The sequence below is a fragment of the Rhodanobacter sp. LX-99 genome (assembly GCF_018599185.1).
GTDB lineage: Bacteria > Pseudomonadota > Gammaproteobacteria > Xanthomonadales > Rhodanobacteraceae > Rhodanobacter.
In genome coordinates, this window is record NZ_JAHFVL010000001.1 from 46,585 (window position 1) to 68,079 (window position 21,495).

Below are 21,495 nucleotides of genomic sequence, written 5' to 3' on the forward strand. Positions count from 1 at the left end.
AGAGCGCCGCCGATGACCCGACCCCTTCGCCTCGCCCTCAGCGGCGCCTCCGGCCGCATGGGCCATGCGTTGCTGAGCCTGCTCGGCGATGACGCCCGCTTCGAACTGGTGCATGCGGTGGTGGCGCCGGGTTCGCCCCACGATGGCCAGCCGGTGTCAGCCTGCACCACGGGTTCATTGCGGTACGCGCACGACTGGACACAGGCGCCGCCGATCGACGTCATCGTCGACTTCAGCAGCCCGGCCGCGCTGGCGCTGGCGCTCGATCATTGCCTGGCGCACGGCACGGCCCTGGTCAGCGGCACCACCGGTGTGGACGCCGCGCTGGAAGCGCGCCTGGCCGATGCAGGTCAGCGCATCGCGATCCTGCGCGCCGCCAACTTCAGCCTCGGCGTGGCGGTGCTGGCGCGCCTGCTGCGCGAGGCGGCGGCGGCGCTGCCGGACTGGGACCTGGAAATCGTCGAGGCGCATCACGGCCGCAAGCAGGACGCGCCGTCCGGCACCGCGCTAGCGCTTGGCCAGGCGGCAGCGGCGGCACGCAACACCACGCTGGAAGCAACAGCGGTCTACGGCCGGGAAGGCCACACCGGCGAGCGGATCAACGGCAGCATCGGCTTCGCCGTGGTGCGCGGCGGCGACATCGTGGGCGAACACAGCGCCATGCTGGTCGGGCCGGGTGAACGACTGGAACTCGTGCATCGCGCCACCGACCGCTCGATCTTTGCGCGTGGCGCCTTGCACGCGGCGCATTGGCTGGCGGGTCGTGCGCCGGGGCAGTGGCAGCTGGACGACGTGATCGCGACGCTGCGCTGATTCGCCCTGCGCCAAGCAGCGCAATCATGACGACGCAGTCGATTCAGTCGCGGTGCGAGGCGTTGCGATCGCGGCCCGCGCCCAGTCGGGTATCGAAGCGGCCGAACAATTTCTTGAACGTGCGTGAGAAGTTTCCACGCTTCGTCTTGCGCAGTTTCTCTTCCTCGCTGATCAGCCAGGCGACCTGGATCACCCGCCGCTCACCCTCGTAGGGAAGATGGCCGTGGAAGGAGTTCTCGCAGCGCTTGAATACGGCGAACTCGCCGTAGAGCGGCGCCAACTCCGGGGCGGCGATGCTGTCGATGTCGTCGATCTTGTGCAGGAAGCGCAGGCAGCCATCGCTGGTGTCCGGCCACCGCGTATTCAGGTAGATCAGCGCGGTGGCTACCTTGGACTTGCTGTCGGTATGGATGGTGCCGTGGCGTTTGTTGAGCAGGCGGCACAGGGTCACCAGGGTCGGGTACTGGCCGAGATTGTCGATGCCCAACCGCTGGCCGATCGCGCCGGCAAATGCCGGCGAAGTCATGTTCTCGATCAGCGCATTGACGCTCGGGCCGCAATCGGCCGGGTCGTAGGGAAAGAAGCCGGCGCTGGTATAGCGCGGAAAATCGCGATCCAGGTCGCCACGCACCTCATCCGGCAGCTGGCCATGCGCGACCATGAACGGAAAGGGTTGGTGCTGCACCGTGGTATCCGGGCGATCGAGACGGGCGGGATCGAGCAGGACAGCAGCACTCATGGGACATCGGACTCCGGCGAAATGTGGCCTAGTGTAGCGCCGACCGATCGGCGGAGATGGACCAAGAATCGCAAGATTCATGCGCCGTAAGGTGGACAGAAACGGCGTCGCCGCTTATCATTTCCACCCGCCCAGATCCTTTCCCTTCCAAGCTCCACAAGCCAGCAATCGTGCGGCTTGCGGACTTTGCTGCATCCAAAAGGCGGTTACCGTATGCCTATTCCTGCCCTGCTGGCCCTCGAAGACGGCAGCGTGTTCCATGGTCACGCCGCCGGCGCCGTTGGCGAAACCGTTGGCGAGGTGGTTTTCAACACCGCCATGACCGGTTACCAGGAGATCCTCACCGATCCTTCCTACTCGCGCCAGATCGTCACGCTGACCTATCCGCATATCGGCAACACCGGGATCAACGCCGAGGATGTCGAATCCACCGCCGTGCACGCTGCCGGCCTGATCGTGCGTGATGTGCCGCGCCGGGCCAGCAGCTGGCGCAGCACTGAAAGCCTGCCGGATTACCTGAAGCGCCACGGCACCGTGGCGATCGCCGGCATCGACACCCGTCGGCTGACCCGCATCCTGCGCGACAAGGGCGCGCTGGCCGGCTGCATCATGGCCGGCGAGCAGGTCGATACCGAAGCCGCGCTGGCCAAGGCGCGCGCGTTCCCCGGCCTGAACGGGATGGATCTGGCCAAGGTGGTCAGCACCGCCAAGCCGTATGTGTGGAATCAGGGCGTGTACGACCTCGACCGCACCGCGTTCAATCAGCCCGCGGCGCGTTTCAAGGTGGTCGCCTACGACTTCGGCACCAAGCTCAACATCCTGCGCCTGCTCGCCGAGCAGGGCTGCGAGGTCACCGTGGTGCCGGCGCAGACGCCTGCCGACGAGGTGCTGGCGATGCAGCCCGATGGCGTGTTCCTGTCCAACGGCCCCGGCGATCCGGCAGCCTGCGATTACGCCATCGCGGCGACCGGGCAATTCCTCGACGCGAAGATCCCGCTGTTCGGCATCTGCCTCGGCCATCAGCTGATGGGCCTGGCGCTGGGCGGCAAGACGCTGAAGATGAAGTTCGGCCACCACGGGGCGAATCACCCGGTCAAGGACCTGGACGACGGCCGCGTGCTGATCACCTCGCAGAACCACGGCTTCGCGGTGGACCCGGCCACGTTGCCGGCGAACGTGCGAGTCACGCATACCTCGCTGTTCGACGGTTCGCTGCAGGGTTTCGCGCTGACCGACCGCCCGGCGTTCTGCTTCCAGGGCCATCCCGAGGCGAGTCCGGGCCCACTCGACATCGGCTATCTGTTCAAACGTTTCGCCGCACTGATGCAGGAGGCCCGCACGCATGCCTAAGCGTACCGATATCAAGAGCATCCTCATCATCGGCGCCGGCCCGATCGTGATCGGCCAGGCCTGCGAGTTCGACTATTCCGGCGCGCAGGCGTGCAAGGCGCTGAAGGAAGAGGGCTACCGGGTGATCCTGGTGAACTCCAACCCGGCCACGATCATGACCGACCCGGACACCGCCGACGCGGTGTACATCGAGCCGATCAACTGGCAGACGGTGGAACGCATCATCGCCAAGGAGCGCCCGGACGCGGTGCTGCCCACGATGGGTGGCCAAACCGGCCTGAATTGCGCGCTGGACCTCGCCGATCACGGCGTGCTGGAGAAGTACAACGTCGAGCTGATCGGCGCCAAGCGTGAAGCGATCCGCATGGCCGAGGACCGCGAACTGTTTCGCGTGGCGATGGGCGAGATCGGGCTGGAGTGCCCGAAGGCCGAGGTCGTGCGCACGTTCGAGCAGGCGCTGGAAACACAGGCCAAGGTGGGTTTTCCCACGGTCATCCGGCCCAGCTTCACGCTTGGCGGCTCCGGCGGCGGTATCGCGTACAACCGCGAGGAGTTCGAGGAGATCGTCAAGCGCGGCCTGGAACTGTCGCCGGTGGGCGAGGTACTGGTCGAGGAATCCGTGCTCGGCTGGAAGGAGTTCGAGATGGAAGTGGTCCGCGACACCGCGGACAACTGCATCATCGTGTGCTCGATCGAGAATCTCGACCCGATGGGCGTGCACACCGGCGACTCGATCACGGTGGCGCCGGCGCAGACGCTCACCGACAAGGAATACCAGCGCCTGCGCGACGCCTCGATCGCCGTGTTGCGCAAGATCGGCGTGGACACCGGCGGCTCCAACGTGCAGTTCGGCATCAACGCCGAGGACGGCCGCGTGGTAGTGATCGAGATGAACCCGCGCGTGTCGCGCTCGTCGGCGCTGGCATCGAAGGCCACCGGTTTTCCGATCGCCAAGATCGCCGCCAAGCTGGCGGTCGGCTACACCCTGGACGAGCTGAAAAACGACATCACCGGCGGCCTCACGCCGGCGTCGTTCGAGCCGTCGATCGACTACGTGGTCACCAAGATCCCGCGTTTCGCGTTCGAGAAATTTCCCGCCGCCGACGCGCGCCTGACTACCCAGATGAAGTCGGTGGGCGAGGTGATGGCGATCGGCCGCACGTTCCACGAGTCGCTGCAGAAGGCGCTGCGCGGACTGGAGATCGGCAAGACCGGGCTCAACCCGACCGGGCTGGACATCAGCACGGCGGACGGCCTGGCTTCGCTCAAGCGCGAGTTGCGCGAACCGCGCCCCGATCGCGTCTTCCATCTCGCCGACGCGTTCCGCGCCGGCCTGACGCTGGAGGAGGTGCACAGCCTCAGCCGGGTCGATCCGTGGTTCCTCGCGGCGTTCGAGGACATCGTGCTGACCGAGACGGATGTCGTGGCGCAAGGCATCACCGCGCTCGACGAACCGCGCGTGCGCGAACTCAAGCGGCTCGGCTTTGCCGATGCTCGCCTGGCCGAACTGCTCAATACCGACGAAGCCTCGTTGCGCCACCTGCGCCATACGCTGGGCGTGCGCCCGGTGTACAAGCGGGTGGATTCCTGCGCGGCCGAGTTCGCCACCAGCACCGCCTACATGTATTCGACCTACGAGGAAGAGTGCGAGGCGGCGCCGACCGAGCGCGACAAGATCATCGTGCTCGGCGGCGGCCCGAACCGGATCGGGCAGGGCATCGAGTTCGACTATTGCTGCGTGCACGCGTCGCTGGCGCTGCGCGAGGATGGCTACGAGACCATCATGGTCAACTGCAACCCGGAAACCGTCTCCACCGATTACGACACTTCCGACCGCTTGTACTTCGAGCCGCTGACGCTGGAGGACGTGCTGGAAATCGTCCACGTCGAGAAGCCGAAGGGCGTGATCGTGCAGTACGGCGGGCAGACTCCGCTGAAGCTGGCGCGCGCGCTGGAAGCGGCCGGCGTGCCGATCATCGGCACCAGCCCCGACTCGATCGACCTGGCCGAGGACCGCGAGCGCTTCCAGCACATGATCGAGAAGATCGGCCTGAAGCAGCCGCCGAACCGCACCGCGCGCAACGCCGATGAGGCCTTGGCGCTGGCCCGCGAGATCGGCTACCCGCTGGTGGTGCGGCCGAGCTACGTGCTCGGCGGCCGCGCGATGGAAGTGGTGCACGACGACGCCGACCTGTCGCGCTACATCCGCGATGCGGTGAAGGTGTCGAACGATTCGCCGGTGCTGCTGGACCGCTTCCTCGACCACGCGGTCGAGGTCGACGTGGACGTGATCGCCGACGCCGAGGGCAACGTGCTGATCGGCGGCATCATGGAACATATCGAGGAGGCCGGCGTGCATTCGGGCGATTCGTCCTGCTCGCTGCCGCCGTATTCGCTGAGCGCGGACATCCAGGACGAAATGCGTCGCCAGGTCAGCGCAATGGCGAGGGAACTGAAGGTGATCGGCCTGATGAACACCCAGTTCGCGATTCAGGGCGACACGGTATTCATCCTGGAAGTGAACCCGCGTGCCTCGCGCACGGTGCCGTTCGTGTCCAAAGCCACCGGCGTGCCGCTGGCCAAGATCGCCGCGCGCGTCATGGCCGGTCGTTCGCTGGCCAGCCTGAACGCGACGCGCGAGGTGATCCCGGCGTACTACTCGGTGAAGGAGGCGATCTTCCCGTTCCTGAAATTCCAGAACGTCGATCCGATCCTCGGCCCCGAGATGCGCTCGACCGGTGAAGTGATGGGCGTGGGCCGCAGTTTCGGCGCGGCCTTCGCGCGTGGCCACGAAGCGGCCGGCATCAAGGCACCGATGATCGGCAAGGCATTCCTGTCGGTACGCGATGGCGACAAGGAACGCCTGTTGCCGGTGGCCAGGGAAATCATCGCGCGCGGTTTCAACGTAGTGGCGACCTCCGGTACCGCCAGCTACCTGGCCGAGCACGGCGTGGCCTGCGAGCGGATCAACAAGGTGCTCGAAGGCCGCCCGCACATCGTCGATCTGATCAAGAACGGCGAGATCGTCTACATCGTCAACACCACCGAGGGCAAGCAGGCGATCGCCGACTCGTTCTCGATACGGCGCGAGGCACTGCAGCACCGCGTCACGTATTCCACTACCGTGGCAGGCGCCCGTGCGCTCGTGCATTCGCTGGATTTCCACAGCGATGGCGAGGTGCACAGCCTGCAGGAACTGCACAAGGAGCTCATCGCATGAGTCGCCCCCCCATCACCAAGACCGGCGCAGAGCGTTTGCGCGCGGAACTGGAACGGCTGAAGTCCGCCGACCGCCCGCGCATCATCGCGGCGATTGCCGAAGCGCGCGCACACGGTGATCTCAAGGAGAACGCGGAATACCACGCCGCCCGCGAACTGCAGAGTTTCACCGAAGGCCGCATTGCCCAACTGGAGGGCTTGCTGTCGACCGCCGAGGTGATCGATGTCGCCCGGCTGAAACCGGGCAACCGCATAGTGTTCGGCGCCACCGTGGACCTGGAGGACGAGGATTCCGGCGTGGCAGTGACCTATCAGATCGTCGGCGACCTGGAAGCGGACATCAAGCAGCGATTGATCGCGGTGTCCTCGCCGATCGCCCGCGCACTGATCGGCAAGAGTGCCGGCGACAGCTTCGAATTCACCGCACCGAACGGCGTCAAGCACTACGAAATCATCGACGTCCGTTACTCGTGACTGTGGTCGAGGGCTCCGGGGCATTGTCGCCGGAGCCCTGATCAACGCCCACAAAAAAGGCCGCCTGCGCGGCCTTTCTCATGGCATCGCCAGACTGGATTCAGCGCTGGCGAGCCTTGAAACGAGGATTGCTCTTGCAGATCACGAACACCTTGCCGCGACGGCGCACAATCTTGCAGTCGCGATGCCGCGCCTTGGCGGACTTCAAAGAGTTAAGCACCTTCACGGCCAGCTCCTGACACTAAACGAAAATGTAAGCACGCAAGTGTAACGGCCCCAATGACTTATCACAAGCCCGGTGCAACGGCCGTTTCCGCCACCGTGGCCAGGAATTGCTGCAGGGCCGGGGAATGGTCGTCGGCCCGACAGGCCACGGCCAGCAGCAGGTAGGCATCGGGATCTTCCAGCGGCACGTAGCAGACCCCGGCCAGGCGCACGGTACGCATGCTGGCCGGCACCAGGGCCAACCCCAAGCCGGCGGCAACCAGGGCGAGCAAGCCGTTGATCTGTTGTGCGTGCTGGGTGATCGATGGCTGGAAGCCGGCCCGCGTCGCCAGTTTCACCAGCCGGTCGTACAGCGTGGAAGCCAGTTCGCGCGGTTGCGACACGAAGGCATCGCCGGCCACCTCGGCCAGGCGCAGGCTGTCGCGGCTGGCCATGGGATGGCCGGCGGGCAGGGCGAGCAGCAAGGGCTCGCGATCGATCATGCTCAGCCGCAGGCCGCGCGCGTCCTGTTCATGCGCTGGCTCATCGCGAACAAAGCCGACGTCGATCTGGCCGGCGAGCAGGGCGGCGAACTGCGGTTCGGTATACATCTCGCTGAGTTGCAGGCGCACGTTGGGCGCGATCTGGCCAAAACGCAGCAAGGCCTGCGGCATGGCCGGATGGAACGAGACCGAGACGGTATAGGCCAGCCGCAACTGGCCGCTGTAACCTGCCGCCGCAGCCACTACCTGGCTGCGTGCTTCGTCGACCTTGGCCAGAATCTGCCGGGCCTGCTCCAGGAAAATCCGGCCCGGCTCGGTCAGCGCCACGCTGCGCTTGGTGCGCTCCAGCAGGCGCACCCCCAGATCCTGTTCCAGCGACTGGATCTGCTGCGACAGCGGCGGCTGGGAAAGGTGCAGGCGCAGCGCCGCCCGGGTGAAGCTGAGCTCCTCGGCGACGGCAACGAAATAGCGCAATTGGCGAAGATCAAACATATAGTGATTTCAAATTAATAAGGCGCTAAATATATATTAGATACTTTATTGCGTCGATCATAAAATCACTCTCGTCCCGCCACTTCCCCTCCCCCCTAGTGGCGGCGGCCCTCGCCCCGCAGCGACGCTAAATACGACATCTGGTTCAACTCCCCCCCTGAACCCATGTCGATGCGTCTCCCCTGCGGGGCGCTTTCTTTTTTTGCGATCGGCACCGCTGCCCACCTGGCAGTGGCGCCGCCGTGTCGGGCCTAGATTTCGCTGGCCACGCGGGTACCTTGGGCAATGGCACGTTTGGCGTCCAGTTCGGCAGCCACGTCGGCGCCGCCGATCACGTGCACCTTCATGCCAGCCGCGATCAGTTCGTCGGCCAGCCGGCGGTTCGGCTCCTGGCCGGCACAGACCACCACGTTGTCGACCGGCAGAACCTGCGGCTTTCCATCGACGGTGACGTGCAGGCCCTGGTCGTCGAAACGCTCGTAGCCGACCTTGCCCAGCATGGTTACTTGTTTCGCCTTGAGCGTGGCCCGATGCACCCAGCCGGTGGTCTTGTTGAGCCGCGCGCCGGGGCGGCCTTCGCTGCGCTGGAGCAGCCAGACCTGCCGCGCCGGCGCTTCCGGTTGCGGCAGCTGCAGACCACCGCGCTGCCGCAGCTGCATGTCCACGCCCCATTCGCGGGTCCAGCGGGCCACGTCGGTAGTGGGCGAGGGCGGAGGTTCGACCAGGAACTCGGCCACGTCGAAGCCGATGCCGCCGGCGCCGATGATCGCCACCCTGGCGCCCACCGGCCGGTGCCGGGCCAGTACGTCGAGGTAACTCAGCACGCGCGGATCGTCGCTGCCCGGAAAGCTCACCTGGCGCGGCGTGATGCCGGTGGCGATCACCACCTCGTCATAGCTGCCGGCGTGCAGCAAGGCGGCATCCACGACCTGGCCGAGTTGGACGTCGACGCCGGTGTCCGTCAGTCGATGACGGTAATGGCGCAGCGTTTCGTGGAACTCTTCCTTGCCCGGAATCCGCTTGGCGTAATTGAACTGGCCACCGATCTCGCTGGCCTGGTCGACCAGGGTCACCGCATGGCCGCGCTCGCCCAGCGTACTGGCACAGGCCATGCCGGCCGGCCCCGCGCCGATCACGGCAACGCGCTTGCGCACACTGGCCGGTTCGATCTTCAGCTCGGTCTCGTGGCAGGCGCGCGGATTGACCAGACAACTGGCGCGCTTGTTCTGGAACACATGGTCGAGGCAGGCCTGGTTGCAGGCGATGCAGGTGTTGATGCGCTCGCTGCGGCCGGCCTTGGCCTTGTTCGCCCAGGCGGGATCGGCCAGCAGCGGGCGCGCCATCGAGACCATGTCGGCCTCGCCGCCAGCGAGAATGCGTTCGGCCACGTCCGGCATGTTGATCCGGTTGGTGGCCACCAGCGGAATCGCCACTTCGCCCTTGAGCTTCTGCGTGACCCAGGCGAAGCCGGCGCGCGGCACGCTGGTGACGATGGTCGGAATGCGCGCTTCATGCCAGCCGATGCCGGTGTTGATGATGCTGGCGCCGGCCGCCTCGATCGCCCTGGCCAGGGCCGCGATCTCGCTCCAGTCCTGGCCGCCCTCGACCAGGTCGAGCATCGACAGCCGGTAGATGATGATGAAGTCGCGGCCCACCGCCTCGCGCGTGCGGCGCACGATCTCGGTCGGAAAACGCATGCGCCGCGTCGCGTCGCCGCCCCAGGCATCGTTGCGCTGGTTGGTGCGGGCGGCGATGAATTCGTTGATCAGATAGCCTTCCGAACCCATCACCTCCACGCCGTCGTAGCCGGCGTCCCGTGCCAGCCTCGCGCAATGCACGAAGTCGCCGATGGTGCGCTCCACGCCGCGTGCAGTGAGCGCCCGCGGGGTGAACGGGGTGATCGGCGACCTGATCCTCGACGGCGCCACCGACAGCGGGTGATAGCCGTAGCGGCCGGCGTGCAGGATCTGCATGCAGATGCGCCCGCCCTCGGCATGCACGGCGCGGGTCAGCTTGCGATGGCGCGGCTTGTGCCAGGGCAGGGTAAGGCGCCCGCCGAACGGCTTCAGCCAGCCCTGGATGCTGGGCGAGATGCCGCCGGTGACCATCAGCCCCACACCGCCGCGGGCGCGTTCGGCGAAATACGCGGCCAGCTTGTCGTAGTCGCTGGCCTTGTCCTCCAGCCCGGTGTGCATCGAACCCATCAGGATGCGATTGGGCAGGGTGACGTGGCCCAGATCGAGCGGGGCGAACAGGTTCGGGTAATCCATGCGATCCACACGAGACTCAAACGATCGTATGAATGTGCCGGTGTTCGGTATCCGAAAGCAAGCGCCGCATGCGATGCGGCGGCGGGGTCAGGCCAGCAACTGATGTACCAGCGCGATGTAGCGGCGCATGGCTTCCTCTTCGGGGACGCCGTTCAACTGCGCCCAAGCCTCGTGTTTGGCGGTGCCGACGAAGTCGAAGAAACCGGGCTGGGCGCGTTTCAGGTCGCCTTCCGAGCCCTGCTTGTAGAGCGCGTAGAGCTTCAGCAAGGTGTCGTTGTCGGGGCGCGTGGCCAATCGCTGGATGTCCTTGGCAGCCTGGTCGAACTCGCGGCGAAGGTCGGTCATGAGGCGGATCGGACATGGCTTGCGGACAAGGAGACCGGCTAGATAGCACGCGTCCCCGGTGGGGTCAACGCGGTAAACTCCCTCGCTTTCGCCATTCAGCCAGGATCCTGTCATGAGCCATGCTCCCTCCGTCCCCGTACTCACGATCGACGGGCCGTCGGGATCGGGCAAGGGCACCATCAGCGCGCTGGTGGCCGAACGGCTGGGTTGGCGGTTGCTGGATTCCGGCGCGCTGTACCGCGCTGTGGGCTACGCCGCCGGCATGGCCGGGCTTGACCTGTCGGACGTGGAAGCGGTAACCCGCTGCGCGCAGGGCACGAAGATCCATTTCCGCGCGGCCAGCGACGGCGGCGAGACCCGGGTGATCGTCAACGGGCACGACGCCACCGACGAATTGCGCACCGAAACCGCCGGTGCGGCGGCCTCGGCGATCGCCTCGATGCCGCCGGTACGCGAAGCCCTGGTGGCGCTGCAGCTGGGCTTCCGCAAGGCGCCCGGCCTGGTCGCCGACGGGCGCGACATGGGCACGGTGATCTTCCCGGATGCCGCGCACAAGGTTTTCCTCACTGCGAGCGCCGCCGAGCGGGCGAAAAGGCGCTATAAGCAGTTGAAGGAAAAGGGGCTCAGCGTTACACTTGCGGGCCTTCAGCGAGAAATTGAGGCGCGTGACAGCCGCGATGCATCGCGGGCGGTTGCGCCGCTCAAGCCTGCCGAGGATGCCGTGCTGGTGGATACCACCGGGATGGGCATCGACGAGGTCGTCGCGAAAGTACTTGCCGTCGTGCAGTCCTGACCGGAGTGCGCGGCGGTTTCTGTGCCCCTGCCGCGGCAGGGGGTTTTGGCCAATGGTGACGACGGTCGGTTCCGTGGAACCACCCGAACTCACCCTCAACCGGTGGACCGGAAAGTTCGTGCGCAACACCCAACCAAGGCGCAACGAACCACGGTCTTTTCCCACTATGGAATCAACATGACTGAAAGTTTTGCCGAACTGTTTGAACAGAGCCAACAGGCTATCTCCAAGCTGAAGCCCGGCGCCATCGTCACCGGCATCGTTGTGGAAATCCGCAACGACGTCGTCGTGATCAATGCCGGCCTGAAGAGCGAAGGCATCGTCCCGATCGAGCAGTTCAAGAGCGAGGACGGCGTGCTGGAGGTGCAGGTAGGCGACGAGGTGAAGGTAGCCCTCGAAGCTTTGGAAGACGGTTTCGGCGAGACCAAGCTGTCGCGCGAGAAGGCCAAGCGCTCGATGGTGTGGGACGACCTGGAGCAGGCGTTCGACAAGGAAGAGACCATCGTCGGCATGATTTCCGGCAAGGTCAAGGGCGGTTTCACCGTCGACATCAAGGACGTCCGCGCATTCCTGCCGGGCTCGCTGGTCGATGTGCGTCCGGTGCGCGACCCGGTTTACCTCGAGGGCAAGGAACTCGAGTTCAAGATCATCAAGCTCGACCGCAAGCGCAACAACGTGGTGGTCAGCCGCCGCGCCGTCGTCGAGACCGAGTTCTCCGAGGAGCGCGAGAAGCTGCTTGAGCGCCTGACCGAGGGCGCCGTGGTCAAGGGCACCGTCAAGAACCTCACCGACTACGGCGCGTTCGTGGACCTGGGCGGCATCGACGGCCTGCTGCACATCACCGACATGGCGTGGAAGCGTGTGCGTCATCCGTCCGAAGTGGTCAACGTCGGCGACGAGCTGGACGTGCGCGTGCTGAAGTACGACAAGGAGCGCAACCGCGTTTCGCTGGGCCTGAAGCAGCTGGGCGACGACCCGTGGGTCGCCATCGCCCGCCGCTACCCGGTCGGCAGCCGCCTGTTCGGCAAGGTCTCCAACGTCACCGATTACGGCTGCTTCGTCGAGATCGAGCCGGGCGTGGAAGGCCTGGTGCACGTGTCCGAGATGGACTGGACCAACAAGAACGTCAACCCGGCCAAGGTGGTGCAGGTCGGCGACGAGACCGAAGTGACCGTGCTGGACGTAGACGAGGAGCGTCGCCGCATCTCGCTGGGCATCAAGCAGACGCGCTCCAATCCGTGGGAAGCGTTCGCCGCCATGCACAAGAAGGGCGACAAGGTCTCCGGCCAGATCAAGTCGATCACCGACTTCGGCGTGTTCATCGGCCTGGACGGCGGCATCGACGGTCTGGTGCACCTGTCCGACATCTCCTGGCAGATGTCCGGCGAAGACTTGGTCCGCAACTTCAAGAAGGGCGACGAGATCGAGGCCGTGGTGCTGGCGGTGGACCCGGAGCGCGAGCGCATCTCGCTCGGCATCAAGCAGATGGAGCAGGATCCGTTCGGCCAGTTCATGGCGGCGAATCCGCGCGGCAGCATCGTCAACGGCACCGTCAAGGAAGTCGATGCGAAGGGCGCCGTGATCGATCTGGGCGAAGGCGTCGAGGGTTACCTGCGTGCCAACGACATCGCCAAGGAGCGTATCGACGATGCCACCCTGCACCTGAAGGTGGGCGACAAGGTCGAGGCCAAGTTCACCGGCATGGATCGCAAGGGTCGCCAGCTGGCGCTCTCGATTCGCGCCAAGGACGAGGAAGACGCGCCCGACACGTCGGCGGACTACTCGTCCGCTGCCAGCGGTACGACCAAGCTTGGTGCGCTGCTCAAGGAGCAGTTCAACAAGGCCGACTGATCGCCTGCAGCGGTCTGATACGGGGCGGCGGCCCATCGCCGCCCCGTCGTTTCATGTCACGGACATTGGGGCCCATGACTAAATCCGAATTGATCGAGGCGCTCGCCAGGCGCCAGACCCACCTTGCGTTTGCCGATGTCGAGATGGCCGTCAAGAGCGTCATCGAGCAGATGAGCCATGCCCTGGCTCACGGCGAACGTATCGAAGTGCGCGGTTTCGGCAGCTTCGCGCTGCACTACCGACCGCCGCGCATGGGGCGCAACCCCAAGACGGGCGAAGCCGTGGCGCTGCCCGGCAAGCACGTCCCGCACTTCAAGCCAGGCAAGGAATTGCGCGAACGCGTCAACCAGGACCTGGAGCAGAAAACCGCCTGACGGATCGGTCGGCATGCAGGAAAACTGATCGAAGGCAGGCGGCGCAAGTCGTCCTGTCTTTTTTATTGCGCGCCGTTCGCGGTGGCCGCGAGGCCGTCATGAATCGTTGCCGCATGGATTGCCCGCGTTGCCTGTGCCTGTCACGAGCAATCGGGTAAAGTCTCGGCCATGCGCCCGCTCGCCATCATCGTCCTCGTGATCTTCATCGCCGCCGGCGTCGTGCTGGGCGCGCTCAATGCCGACCTGGTCGGCTACGACCTCGCGTTCGCCCAGGTGCAACTGCCCAAGGGCGCGGCCTTGCTGGGTGCGCTGGTGATCGGCTGGCTGCTGGGCGGGCTCACCGCCTGGGTGGGCGTAAGTACGCGCCAGCGCCGCCGTCAACCGCGCGCGGACAAGAAGCTGTCGGCCAAACCATGAATCTCCTGTATGTGCTGGTTCCGCTGGTGCCAGCCGCGTTCGTCCTGGGCTGGTGGGCCTCCCGCCGGATCGGTGCGCGCCGCTCCGGCGCCGAAGTCAGCGAGCTGTCCTCGGACTACTTCCGCGGTCTGAACTACCTGCTCAACGAGGAGCAGGACAAGGCGATCGAGGTCTTCCTCAAGCTGGCCGAATACAACCGCGACACGGTCGAAACGCACCTGGCGCTGGGCAACCTGTTCCGCCGCCGCGGCGAGGTGGACCGGGCCATCCGGCTGCACCAGCATCTGGTCTCGCGGCCGGGCCTGACCGACGCGATGAAGACGGTGGCCCTGCTGGAGCTGGGCGAGGACTACATGCGCGCCGGGCTGCTGGATCGGGCCGAGGCGCTGTTCTCCGACCTGGTGGCGATGGACGCGCACGCGCCGTCGGCGCTGCGCCACCTGATCGCCATCTACCAGCACGAGCGCGACTGGCACAAGGCGATCGAGCATGCGCGCCGGCTGGAGGTGATGACCGGCGAGGACGAGGCACCGATGATCGCCCAGTTCTATTGCGAACTGGCCGACCGCTCGCGCCAGCATGGCGCCCGCGCCGAGGCGCGCGACTATCTGCGTCAGGCATTCGAGTGCCAGCCCAACTGCGTACGCGCCTTCATGTTGACCGGTCGCCTGCAGTCCGAAGACGGCCAGCATGCCGAAGCGGCGACGGCTTACGAGGCGGCGATCAAGGCCGATATCGCATTCACCCCGGATATCCTGCCGCCGCTGCTCAACAGCTATGCCCGTTCGCAGCAGATGGAGCGCGCCGAGAGTTTCCTGCGCGACATGCTGGGGCGCTACCACGGCGTCTCGCCGGTGCTGGCGCTGACCCAGCTGTACCGGCAACGCGACGGCGAACGGGCGGCGATCGATTTCCTGACGGCGCAATTACGCCAGCGACCGTCGGTACGTGGTCTGATGGCCTTGATCGACGCCACCATGGACAAGATCGAGGGCGAGGCGCGCGAGAACTTCCTGATCCTGCGCGACCTGACCCGCAAGCTGCTGGAAGGCCAGGCGATGTATCGCTGCAGCCGCTGCGGCTTCGGCGCCAAGGCACATCATTGGCAATGCCCCAGTTGCAAGAGCTGGAGTACGATTCGACCGATCCACGGCGTCGCCAGCGAGTGAGCGGAGCATGTACCTGACCACGGGATGGTTGCTGGCCAGCTTGTCGATCACCTTGCTGCTGGTGCGCGGCGCGATCGGCTACGCGCATCGACGCGGCATGCTCGACCAGCCCGGACAGCGCCGCTCGCATCATCTGCCGACCCCGCGCGGCGGCGGCGTCGGCGTGGTCGTGGCGATGCTGGTCTGCTTGCCTGGCGTGCTGTCGGGCTTGCCGGCAGCATGGCCGGCAAGCGTGATCGCGAGCCTGTCCGCTGCACTGGCACTGGTGGCGCTGGCCGGCTGGTGGGACGATCACCGCTCGTTGCCGGTGCTGCCACGACTGGGTGCCCAACTGCTCGCGGTTTGCCTGTTTTCGCTGAGCCTGTCGGCCACCGGCTTGTCATGGTGGTGGCTGCCGGTGTTGCTGATCGGCGGCGCGTGGAGCATCAACCTGCACAATTTCATGGACGGCATCGACGGCTTGCTGGCGCAACAGGCGATCTTCGTCGGCGCAGCTCTGGCCTTGCTGGCATGGGCGGCGGCCCAGCCCGCGCTGGCCATGGCGGCGGCAGCTCTCGCAGCATCGGCGCTGGGCTTCTGGTGGTTCAACCGGCCGCCGGCCCGGATCTTCATGGGCGATGTCGGCAGCGGCAGCGTCGGCCTGCTGATCTTTGCATTCAGCGCGATGCTGTGGCGCGTCGAGCATGCCCTGCTGTGGCCCGCACTGATCCTGTCGTCGGCGTTCGTGGTCGATGCCAGCCTGACCTTGCTGACCCGCATGTGGCGTGGACGGCGCTGGTACACTGCGCACCGCGAACACCTGTACCAGTGGGTGGTGCGCCGCGGGGGAACGCATGCACGGACGGGCGCCGCCTATATGGGCTGGAACCTGCTGGTCGCGGCGCCGTTGGCCTGGTTGGCCTGGAGTCATCTGCGAATGGCGCTGCCGATTACCATAACCGTTTATCTTGGAGCGGCAGTCGCATGGCTGGCGCTGAAACGTCGCTGCCTGCGACGCCATCCGCCAAGGACATCCCATGTCGCTGCGTAAGCTCGTCGGCTTCATCCACCCGCGCATCGCCGTCGTGCTGCACGACCTTGGCATGGCCGCGCTCGCCTGGTGGATAGCCAAACTGCTGAGATACGCGCTGAAACCGGACGAGATCGTCAATTTCGGCATGCTCGAATTCCCGATCGTGCTGCTGGTGCAAGGGTTGATCTTCCGCTGGACCGGGCTGTACAAGAGCGTCTGGCGCTTCGCCAGCTTGCCGGACCTGTGGAACATCGTGCGCGCCGTGGTGATCGGTTCGCTGCTCATCGGCGTGTCGCTGTTCCTGTACAACCGGTTGGAGGGCGTGCCGCGTACGGTACTGGTGCTCTATCCGCTGCTGCTCGCCACACTGCTCGGTGGGCCGCGGCTGGCCTACCGTTACTGGAAAGACAGTCGCAACGACCTGCTGCAGAACCAGACCGCGAAGCGGGTTCTGATCGTGGGTGCTGATCGCGCCGGCGAAGTGCTCGCGCGCGACCTGCGCCGCGACAACCGTTATGCCGTGGTCGGCTTCGTCGACGACAAGCCCGGCTTGCGCGGCGCCAGCATCAACGGCCATCCCGTACTGGGGCGCTTCGACCAGTTGCCCGAGGTCGCCCGCGAAGTGGCGGTCGACATGCTGCTGATTGCCCTGCCGGGTGCATCGACAACCGAGATGCGCCGGGTGGTGTCGCTGTGCGACGCCACCGACCTGCCGTACCGGACCGTGCCCAGGCTGGAGGACGTAGTGGCCGGCCGTGCCCAGTTCAACCAGATAAAGGAAGTGGCGATCGAGGACCTGCTCGGCCGCGACACGGTGGAGCTGGACTGGACCGCGATCCGCGAAACCCTCAGCGGGCGCCGCGTGCTGATCACGGGCGGCGGCGGTTCGATCGGATCGGAGCTGTGCCGGCAGGTCGCCCGACTGGGCGCGCAGTCGCTCACCGTGGTCGAACAGAGCGAATTCAACCTGTACCGGATCAGCCAGGAACTGCGCGCGAATTTCCCCGAACTGATCCTCGACGGCATCCTCGCCAACTGCTGCGACCAGACCGCGATGCAGAAAGCGTTCGCGGATGCCCAGCCGCAAGTGGTGTTCCATGCGGCGGCCTACAAGCACGTGCCGATGCTGCAGGGGCAACTGCGCGCGGCATTCCGCAACAATGTGCTGGGCACGCGCACGGTGGCCGATGCGGCCCGCGAAACCGGGGTCGAGTGTTTCGTGCTGATCTCCACCGACAAGGCGGTCAACCCCACCAGCGTGATGGGCGCCTGCAAGCGCATCGCCGAGATCTACTGCCAGAACCTCGACGCGCATGCCGAGACCCGTTTCATGACGGTGCGCTTCGGCAACGTGCTGGATTCGGCCGGATCGGTGGTGCCGCTGTTCCGCCAGCAGATCCGTGCGGGCGGTCCGGTTACCGTGACGCATCCGGAAATATCGCGCTACTTCATGACGATCCCCGAGGCCTGCCAGCTGATCCTGCAGACCGCAAGCATCGGCAAGGGCGGCGAGATCTTCGCGCTCGACATGGGCGAGCCGGTGAAGATCCGCGACCTGGCCGAGCAGATGATCCGCCTGGCCGGCAAGAAGCCCGGCAGCGAGATCCCGATCGTGTACACCGGCCTGCGCGCAGGCGAAAAGCTGTTCGAAGAACTGTTCCACCCGCTGGAAAACTACAGCGCCACCACGCACGCCAAGATCTTTCTGGCGCAACACCGCGAAGTTTCGTGGGAACTGCTGCAGGCGCTGTTGCACAAGTCCGCCGAAGCAGCGGACGTTTTCGATGAGGAAGAACTTCGACGCTGCGTATCCAGCCTGCTGCCTTCGTTCCGCTGGAGCGAATCGGTACAACCGGACAACGTGGTGTCGATTCGTCGCGCCAACCCGGAGATCAATGAGTGAGCAAGCCCCTGCGTAAAGTGGTGTTTCCCGTGGCCGGACTCGGCACGCGCTTCCTGCCGGCGACCAAGGTGGTCGCCAAGGAGATGCTGCCGGTCCTCGACAAGCCGCTGATCCAGTACGCCGTGGACGAGGCGGTGGACGCCGGGGCCGACACCCTGATCTTCGTCACCAACCGCTACAAGCACGCGATCGCCGACTATTTCGACAAGGCCTACGAGCTGGAATCGAAGCTGCACGAGAAAGGCAAGGCCGAACTGCTGGCGCTGGTGCAGGGCACCTTGCCGCGGCACGTGCGGGCGATCTTCGTGACCCAGCCCGAGGCGCTCGGCCTGGGCCACGCCGTGCTGTGCGCCAGACCCGTGGTCGGCGACGAGCCGTTCGGCGTGATCCTGCCGGATGACCTGATCTGGAATGGTGCCGGCAAGGGCGCGCTGCGGCAGATGGCCGAACTCGCCGAGGCGCAGCAAGCCGGCGTGATCGCGGTGGAGGAAGTCCCCCACGCCGACACCGACAAATACGGCATCGTCGACGCCACGCCGGTCGACGAACGCAGCGCCCTGATCCGCTACATGGTCGAGAAGCCCAAGCCGGCCGACGCGCCGTCGAACCTGGCCGTGGTCGGGCGTTACGTGCTGCCTGGCCGCATCTTCCAACTGCTGGAACAGACCACGCCGGGCGCCGGCGGCGAAATCCAGCTCACCGATGCGATCGAGGCGTTGCTGAAAGAGCAGGGCAAGGTGCTGGCCTACCGTTTCGAAGGCACCCGTTTCGACTGCGGCAACAAGGCCGGCCTGGTGCGCGCCACCATGCACATGGCCATGCAGGACCCGAAGCTCGCGCCCACCGTGCGCGCCTTCCTCGGCCAGCTTTGAACCACGCCCGCGTCAACGCCCGGGCTTGAGGGCGCTATGCTTGCCCGGTTACGGACATCGGCGTCAGCCATCGCTGCAGCATGAATCCATCCTCGTCCACGTCCTATTACCGCGCCACGGCCACGCCGTACACGGCCTGGATGCCGCTTCAGGGCAGCGCGCACACGCGCGTTGCCGTCATCGGCGGTGGCTTTGCCGGCTTGAACACGGCGCTCGGGCTGGCCGAGCGCGGCGTGCGCGACGTGGTATTGCTGGAACGCGAGCAGGTCGGTTTCGGTGCGTCCGGCCGCAACGGCGGCTTCGTCTTCGCCGGCTACTCGCTGGGCGAGCGGGCGCTGCTCGACCAGTTGGGCGAGTCACGCGCGCAGGCACTGTTCGGGCTCACCACCGAAGCGGTCGGGCGGATCCGCCAGCGCATCGCCGACTACGCGATCGCCTGCGATGCGGTCGACGAGGGCGTGATCTGGGCCAACTGGTTCCGTGACCCCGCCGTGCTGCGCCAGCGCCAGCAATTGCTGGCCGAGCATTACGGCGTGCAATGGCAGTGGCTGCCCGAGACCGAACTGCGTGCGCGCATCCGCAGCGAGCGTTACCACGACGGCCTGTACGAGCGCGACGCGCTGCACCTGCATCCGCTCAACTACGCGATCGGCCTGGCCGCGGCGGCGGCCGGGCGGGGCGTGCGCATCCACGAGAACAGCGGCGTGCGCAGCCTCGCGCGCGAGGGCCTGCGATGGCGCCTGCGCACCGCGCAAGGCGAGCTGCTGGCCGATCAGGTGGTGCTGGCCTGCGGCGGTTACCTGGCCGGCCTGCAGAAGCCGATCGATCGGGCGATCCTGCCGATCGCCACCTACGTGATGGTGACCGAACCGCTCGGCGCCCGGCTGGACGGGTGCCTGCACACCCGCGCGGCGGTCTACGACAGCCGCTTCGCGTTCGACTATTATCGCGCGCTGCCGGATACGCGGCTGCTGTGGGGCGGACGCATCTCGGTACTCAACCGCTCGCAGCGCGGAGTGCAGCGTCTGCTGACCAGAGACCTGCTGCGGGTATTCCCGCAACTGAAGGGCGTGCGCATCGAGCATGCCTGGTCGGGCCTGATGAGCTACGCGCGGCATCAGATGCCGCAGGTCGGCGGCGACGGCAACGGCCTGTGGTGGGCGCAGGCCTTCGGCGGGCACGGATTGGCACCGACCTGCGCCGCCGGCGAGCTGCTGGCGGCGGCGATCGCCGAGGGCGACGACCGCTGGAAGCAGTTCGCCGACTACGGCCTGGGCAGCACCCACCGCCCGTTCGGCTATCTTGCGGCGCAGGCCAGCTACTGGTGGCAACAAAGCCGCGACTGTCTCAAGACGAGGTTGGAAGGATGAGTGCAACGAATCACCCCGAAATCAGCTGGGCCGATTTCGAGAAGGTCCTGGTCGTCGCCGGCACGGTGACCAGGGTGGAACCGTTCCCCGAGGCGCGCAAGCCGGCGTGGAAGGTGTGGGTGGATTTCGGTCCCTACGGCGAGAAGAAGACCAGCGCGCAGATCGCCGCGCTGTACCAGGCCGAGGACCTGCTTGGCCGGCAGGTCGTGGGCGTGATCAACTTCCCGGAGAAACAGATCGGCCCGTTCCGCTCGCAGTTCCTGCTGACCGGCTTTCCCACCGACGAGGGCGTGGTGGTCACCGCGATCGAGCGCCCGGTACCGAACGGCACCCGGCTGGCCTGAGCCGGCTGCGCGTTGCCCGCGATTTGCCAGCAACGCGCCAGCGCATGTTCGCCATCGCCGGCCACCATGACGGCCCCGTCCCCGTCATGGAGCTCCGCATGAATCCCTTCACCCGCACACTGTGGATCGGCGCCGCCCTGTTCGCGGCAGGCCTGGCGCACGCGAACGACGCTGCCTGGAGCCAGCCGCGGCAGCCGTTTCGCATCTACGGCAACAGCTGGTACGTGGGCACGCAGGGGCTAAGTGCGATCCTGATCACCTCGCCGCAGGGCCACGTGCTGATCGACGGCACGCTGGAAGGCAATGCGGCGCAGATCGAGGCGAACATCCGCACGCTTGGCTTCCGCCTGCGCGACATCAAGCTGATCCTCAACTCGCACGCCCACTCCGACCATGCCGGAGCGATCGCCAGGCTGGCGCACGACAGCGGCGCCACGGTGGCGGCGAGCGCGGCCGGCGCGAAGGAGCTGCGTTCGGGCGGCCATGACCCGGACGACCCGCAATACGGCATGGCGCCGCGCTATCCGGCGGTCACGCCGGTCGAGGTGGTCGCCGATGGCGCTGCCGTGCGGGTGGGGTCGATCGCCATCACGGCGCACTACACGCCCGGCCACACGCCGGGCAGCACGTCGTGGACCTGGCGCTCCTGTGAAAAGGAACGCTGCCTGGGGCTGGCCTATGTCGACAGCCTCACCGCACTCGGCCGCGACGGCTTCCGCTACAGCGACGACCCGGCGCGGGTCGCGAGCTTCCGCCAGTCCTTCGCCACCGTCGCCGGCCTGCCGTGCGACATCCTGATCACCCCGCACCCCGAGGCCAGCGGTTTCATGCAGAAGGTCGCCGCGCGCGAGCGCGAGCATTCGTCCGCCGCCTTGATCGACACCGACGCCTGCCGCGCCTACGCCGCGACGGCGCAGCCGCGCTTCGAAGCGCGGCTGGCGAAGGAGCGGCAGGAGGCGCGCGGAGCAGGCAAGTGAGCCG

At 66.4% G+C, this 21,495-nt stretch carries 20 protein-coding genes; 15 read left to right on the forward strand and 5 right to left on the reverse strand.

Going from position 1 to position 21,495, the window contains the following annotated elements:
• Positions 1-12 precede the first annotated feature (12 nt).
• Complete coding sequence (gene dapB, locus KK131_RS00250; RefSeq protein WP_214554391.1) at positions 13-813, forward strand: 4-hydroxy-tetrahydrodipicolinate reductase; 801 nt, start codon at positions 13-15, stop codon at positions 811-813.
• A 43-nt stretch (positions 814-856) separates the two neighbouring features.
• Here dapB and KK131_RS00255 read toward each other — a convergent pair whose 3' ends face one another.
• Positions 857-1,552 (reverse strand): 2OG-Fe(II) oxygenase, encoded by a 696-nt coding sequence (locus KK131_RS00255; protein ID WP_214554393.1) that lies wholly within the window; start codon positions 1,550-1,552, stop codon positions 857-859.
• 213 nt (positions 1,553-1,765) lie between these two features.
• Between KK131_RS00255 and carA the strand changes: the two genes are divergently transcribed.
• The 3 genes from carA to greA are packed head-to-tail and all read left to right on the forward strand — an operon-like array spanning position 1,766 to position 6,595.
• The gene (gene carA, locus KK131_RS00260; protein ID WP_214554395.1) at positions 1,766-2,902 is read left to right on the forward strand and encodes a glutamine-hydrolyzing carbamoyl-phosphate synthase small subunit; all 1,137 of its coding nucleotides are present in this window, start codon (positions 1,766-1,768) and stop codon (positions 2,900-2,902) included.
• A complete protein-coding gene (gene carB / locus KK131_RS00265; protein ID WP_214554397.1) occupies positions 2,895-6,122 on the forward strand; it encodes a carbamoyl-phosphate synthase large subunit in 3,228 nt (1,075 codons plus the stop codon). The genes carA and carB overlap by 8 nt, the downstream gene beginning before the upstream one ends.
• Complete coding sequence (greA, locus tag KK131_RS00270; protein ID WP_214554399.1) at positions 6,119-6,595, forward strand: transcription elongation factor GreA; 477 nt, start codon at positions 6,119-6,121, stop codon at positions 6,593-6,595. Before carB ends, greA begins: the two co-directional genes overlap by 4 nt.
• Before the next feature lie 100 nt (positions 6,596-6,695).
• Here the strand turns inward: greA and ykgO are convergent, their stop codons facing one another.
• The 4 genes from ykgO to KK131_RS00290 all read right to left on the reverse strand — a co-directional run bounded on the left by ykgO (position 6,696) and on the right by KK131_RS00290 (position 10,409).
• The gene (gene ykgO, locus KK131_RS00275) at positions 6,696-6,821 is read right to left on the reverse strand and encodes a type B 50S ribosomal protein L36 (RefSeq protein ID WP_007080705.1); all 126 of its coding nucleotides are present in this window, start codon (positions 6,819-6,821) and stop codon (positions 6,696-6,698) included.
• Positions 6,822-6,882: 61 nt separating this feature from the next.
• Entirely contained in the window at positions 6,883-7,794 is a 912-nt protein-coding gene (locus KK131_RS00280) for a LysR substrate-binding domain-containing protein (protein ID WP_214554401.1), read from the reverse strand.
• 251 nt (positions 7,795-8,045) lie between these two features.
• Positions 8,046-10,064: an NADPH-dependent 2,4-dienoyl-CoA reductase gene (locus KK131_RS00285; RefSeq protein ID WP_214554403.1), complete on the reverse strand. Its 2,019-nt coding sequence runs from the start codon at positions 10,062-10,064 to the stop codon at positions 8,046-8,048.
• Between the two features lie 87 nt (positions 10,065-10,151).
• The gene (locus tag KK131_RS00290) at positions 10,152-10,409 is read right to left on the reverse strand and encodes an acyl-CoA-binding protein (protein WP_214554405.1); all 258 of its coding nucleotides are present in this window, start codon (positions 10,407-10,409) and stop codon (positions 10,152-10,154) included.
• A 112-nt stretch (positions 10,410-10,521) separates the two neighbouring features.
• Between KK131_RS00290 and cmk the strand changes: the two genes are divergently transcribed.
• The 11 genes from cmk (at position 10,522) to bla (ending at position 21,491) form a co-directional block, all read left to right on the forward strand.
• Positions 10,522-11,202 carry a (d)CMP kinase gene (gene cmk / locus KK131_RS00295; protein WP_214554407.1) on the forward strand — a complete coding sequence of 227 codons (681 nt, stop codon included), beginning with the start codon at positions 10,522-10,524 and terminating at the stop codon, positions 11,200-11,202.
• A gap of 177 nt (positions 11,203-11,379) precedes the next feature.
• Positions 11,380-13,053 (forward strand): 30S ribosomal protein S1, encoded by a 1,674-nt coding sequence (gene rpsA, locus KK131_RS00300; RefSeq protein ID WP_214554409.1) that lies wholly within the window; start codon positions 11,380-11,382, stop codon positions 13,051-13,053.
• 74 nt (positions 13,054-13,127) lie between these two features.
• A complete protein-coding gene (locus tag KK131_RS00305) occupies positions 13,128-13,427 on the forward strand; it encodes an integration host factor subunit beta (RefSeq protein WP_008436224.1) in 300 nt (99 codons plus the stop codon).
• A 168-nt stretch (positions 13,428-13,595) separates the two neighbouring features.
• Entirely contained in the window at positions 13,596-13,844 is a 249-nt protein-coding gene (locus tag KK131_RS00310) for a LapA family protein (protein ID WP_214554411.1), read from the forward strand.
• Positions 13,841-15,013, forward strand: a complete 1,173-nt coding sequence (gene lapB / locus KK131_RS00315; RefSeq protein WP_214554412.1) for a lipopolysaccharide assembly protein LapB — start codon at positions 13,841-13,843, stop codon at positions 15,011-15,013. The genes KK131_RS00310 and lapB overlap by 4 nt, the downstream gene beginning before the upstream one ends.
• A gap of 7 nt (positions 15,014-15,020) precedes the next feature.
• The gene (locus KK131_RS00320) at positions 15,021-16,043 is read left to right on the forward strand and encodes a glycosyl transferase family 4 (RefSeq protein ID WP_214554413.1); all 1,023 of its coding nucleotides are present in this window, start codon (positions 15,021-15,023) and stop codon (positions 16,041-16,043) included.
• A complete protein-coding gene (locus KK131_RS00325; RefSeq protein WP_214554414.1) occupies positions 16,030-17,928 on the forward strand; it encodes a nucleoside-diphosphate sugar epimerase/dehydratase in 1,899 nt (632 codons plus the stop codon). Before KK131_RS00320 ends, KK131_RS00325 begins: the two co-directional genes overlap by 14 nt.
• Positions 17,925-18,800 (forward strand): UTP--glucose-1-phosphate uridylyltransferase GalU, encoded by an 876-nt coding sequence (gene galU / locus KK131_RS00330; protein ID WP_214554415.1) that lies wholly within the window; start codon positions 17,925-17,927, stop codon positions 18,798-18,800. Before KK131_RS00325 ends, galU begins: the two co-directional genes overlap by 4 nt.
• A gap of 80 nt (positions 18,801-18,880) precedes the next feature.
• Positions 18,881-20,170 (forward strand): FAD-binding oxidoreductase, encoded by a 1,290-nt coding sequence (locus KK131_RS00335; protein WP_214554417.1) that lies wholly within the window; start codon positions 18,881-18,883, stop codon positions 20,168-20,170.
• Positions 20,167-20,514, forward strand: coding sequence for a tRNA-binding protein (locus KK131_RS00340; protein WP_214554418.1), 348 nt, complete (start codon positions 20,167-20,169; stop codon positions 20,512-20,514). Before KK131_RS00335 ends, KK131_RS00340 begins: the two co-directional genes overlap by 4 nt.
• A 98-nt stretch (positions 20,515-20,612) precedes the next feature.
• On the forward strand, positions 20,613-21,491 hold the full coding sequence (bla, locus tag KK131_RS00345; protein ID WP_214554420.1) for a subclass B3 metallo-beta-lactamase: 879 nt from the start codon (positions 20,613-20,615) through the stop codon (positions 21,489-21,491).
• The last annotated feature ends 4 nt before the right edge of the window (positions 21,492-21,495 follow it).

Bases quoted from the DNA above. Each gene is read 5' to 3' on its own strand.
- dapB (WP_214554391.1), top strand. From the start codon at position 13: ATGACCCGACCCCTTCGCCTCGCCCTCAGCGGCGCCTCCGGCCGCATG.
- KK131_RS00255 (WP_214554393.1), bottom strand. From the start codon at position 1,552: ATGAGTGCTGCTGTCCTGCTCGATCCCGCCCGTCTCGATCGCCCGGAT.
- carA (WP_214554395.1), top strand. From the start codon at position 1,766: ATGCCTATTCCTGCCCTGCTGGCCCTCGAAGACGGCAGCGTGTTCCAT.
- carB (WP_214554397.1), top strand. From the start codon at position 2,895: ATGCCTAAGCGTACCGATATCAAGAGCATCCTCATCATCGGCGCCGGC.
- greA (WP_214554399.1), top strand. From the start codon at position 6,119: ATGAGTCGCCCCCCCATCACCAAGACCGGCGCAGAGCGTTTGCGCGCG.
- KK131_RS00280 (WP_214554401.1), bottom strand. From the start codon at position 7,794: ATGTTTGATCTTCGCCAATTGCGCTATTTCGTTGCCGTCGCCGAGGAG.
- KK131_RS00285 (WP_214554403.1), bottom strand. From the start codon at position 10,064: ATGGATTACCCGAACCTGTTCGCCCCGCTCGATCTGGGCCACGTCACC.
- KK131_RS00290 (WP_214554405.1), bottom strand. From the start codon at position 10,409: ATGACCGACCTTCGCCGCGAGTTCGACCAGGCTGCCAAGGACATCCAG.
- cmk (WP_214554407.1), top strand. From the start codon at position 10,522: ATGAGCCATGCTCCCTCCGTCCCCGTACTCACGATCGACGGGCCGTCG.
- rpsA (WP_214554409.1), top strand. From the start codon at position 11,380: ATGACTGAAAGTTTTGCCGAACTGTTTGAACAGAGCCAACAGGCTATC.
- KK131_RS00305 (WP_008436224.1), top strand. From the start codon at position 13,128: ATGACTAAATCCGAATTGATCGAGGCGCTCGCCAGGCGCCAGACCCAC.
- KK131_RS00310 (WP_214554411.1), top strand. From the start codon at position 13,596: ATGCGCCCGCTCGCCATCATCGTCCTCGTGATCTTCATCGCCGCCGGC.
- lapB (WP_214554412.1), top strand. From the start codon at position 13,841: ATGAATCTCCTGTATGTGCTGGTTCCGCTGGTGCCAGCCGCGTTCGTC.
- KK131_RS00320 (WP_214554413.1), top strand. From the start codon at position 15,021: ATGTACCTGACCACGGGATGGTTGCTGGCCAGCTTGTCGATCACCTTG.
- KK131_RS00325 (WP_214554414.1), top strand. From the start codon at position 16,030: ATGTCGCTGCGTAAGCTCGTCGGCTTCATCCACCCGCGCATCGCCGTC.
- KK131_RS00335 (WP_214554417.1), top strand. From the start codon at position 18,881: ATGAATCCATCCTCGTCCACGTCCTATTACCGCGCCACGGCCACGCCG.
- KK131_RS00340 (WP_214554418.1), top strand. From the start codon at position 20,167: ATGAGTGCAACGAATCACCCCGAAATCAGCTGGGCCGATTTCGAGAAG.
- bla (WP_214554420.1), top strand. From the start codon at position 20,613: ATGAATCCCTTCACCCGCACACTGTGGATCGGCGCCGCCCTGTTCGCG.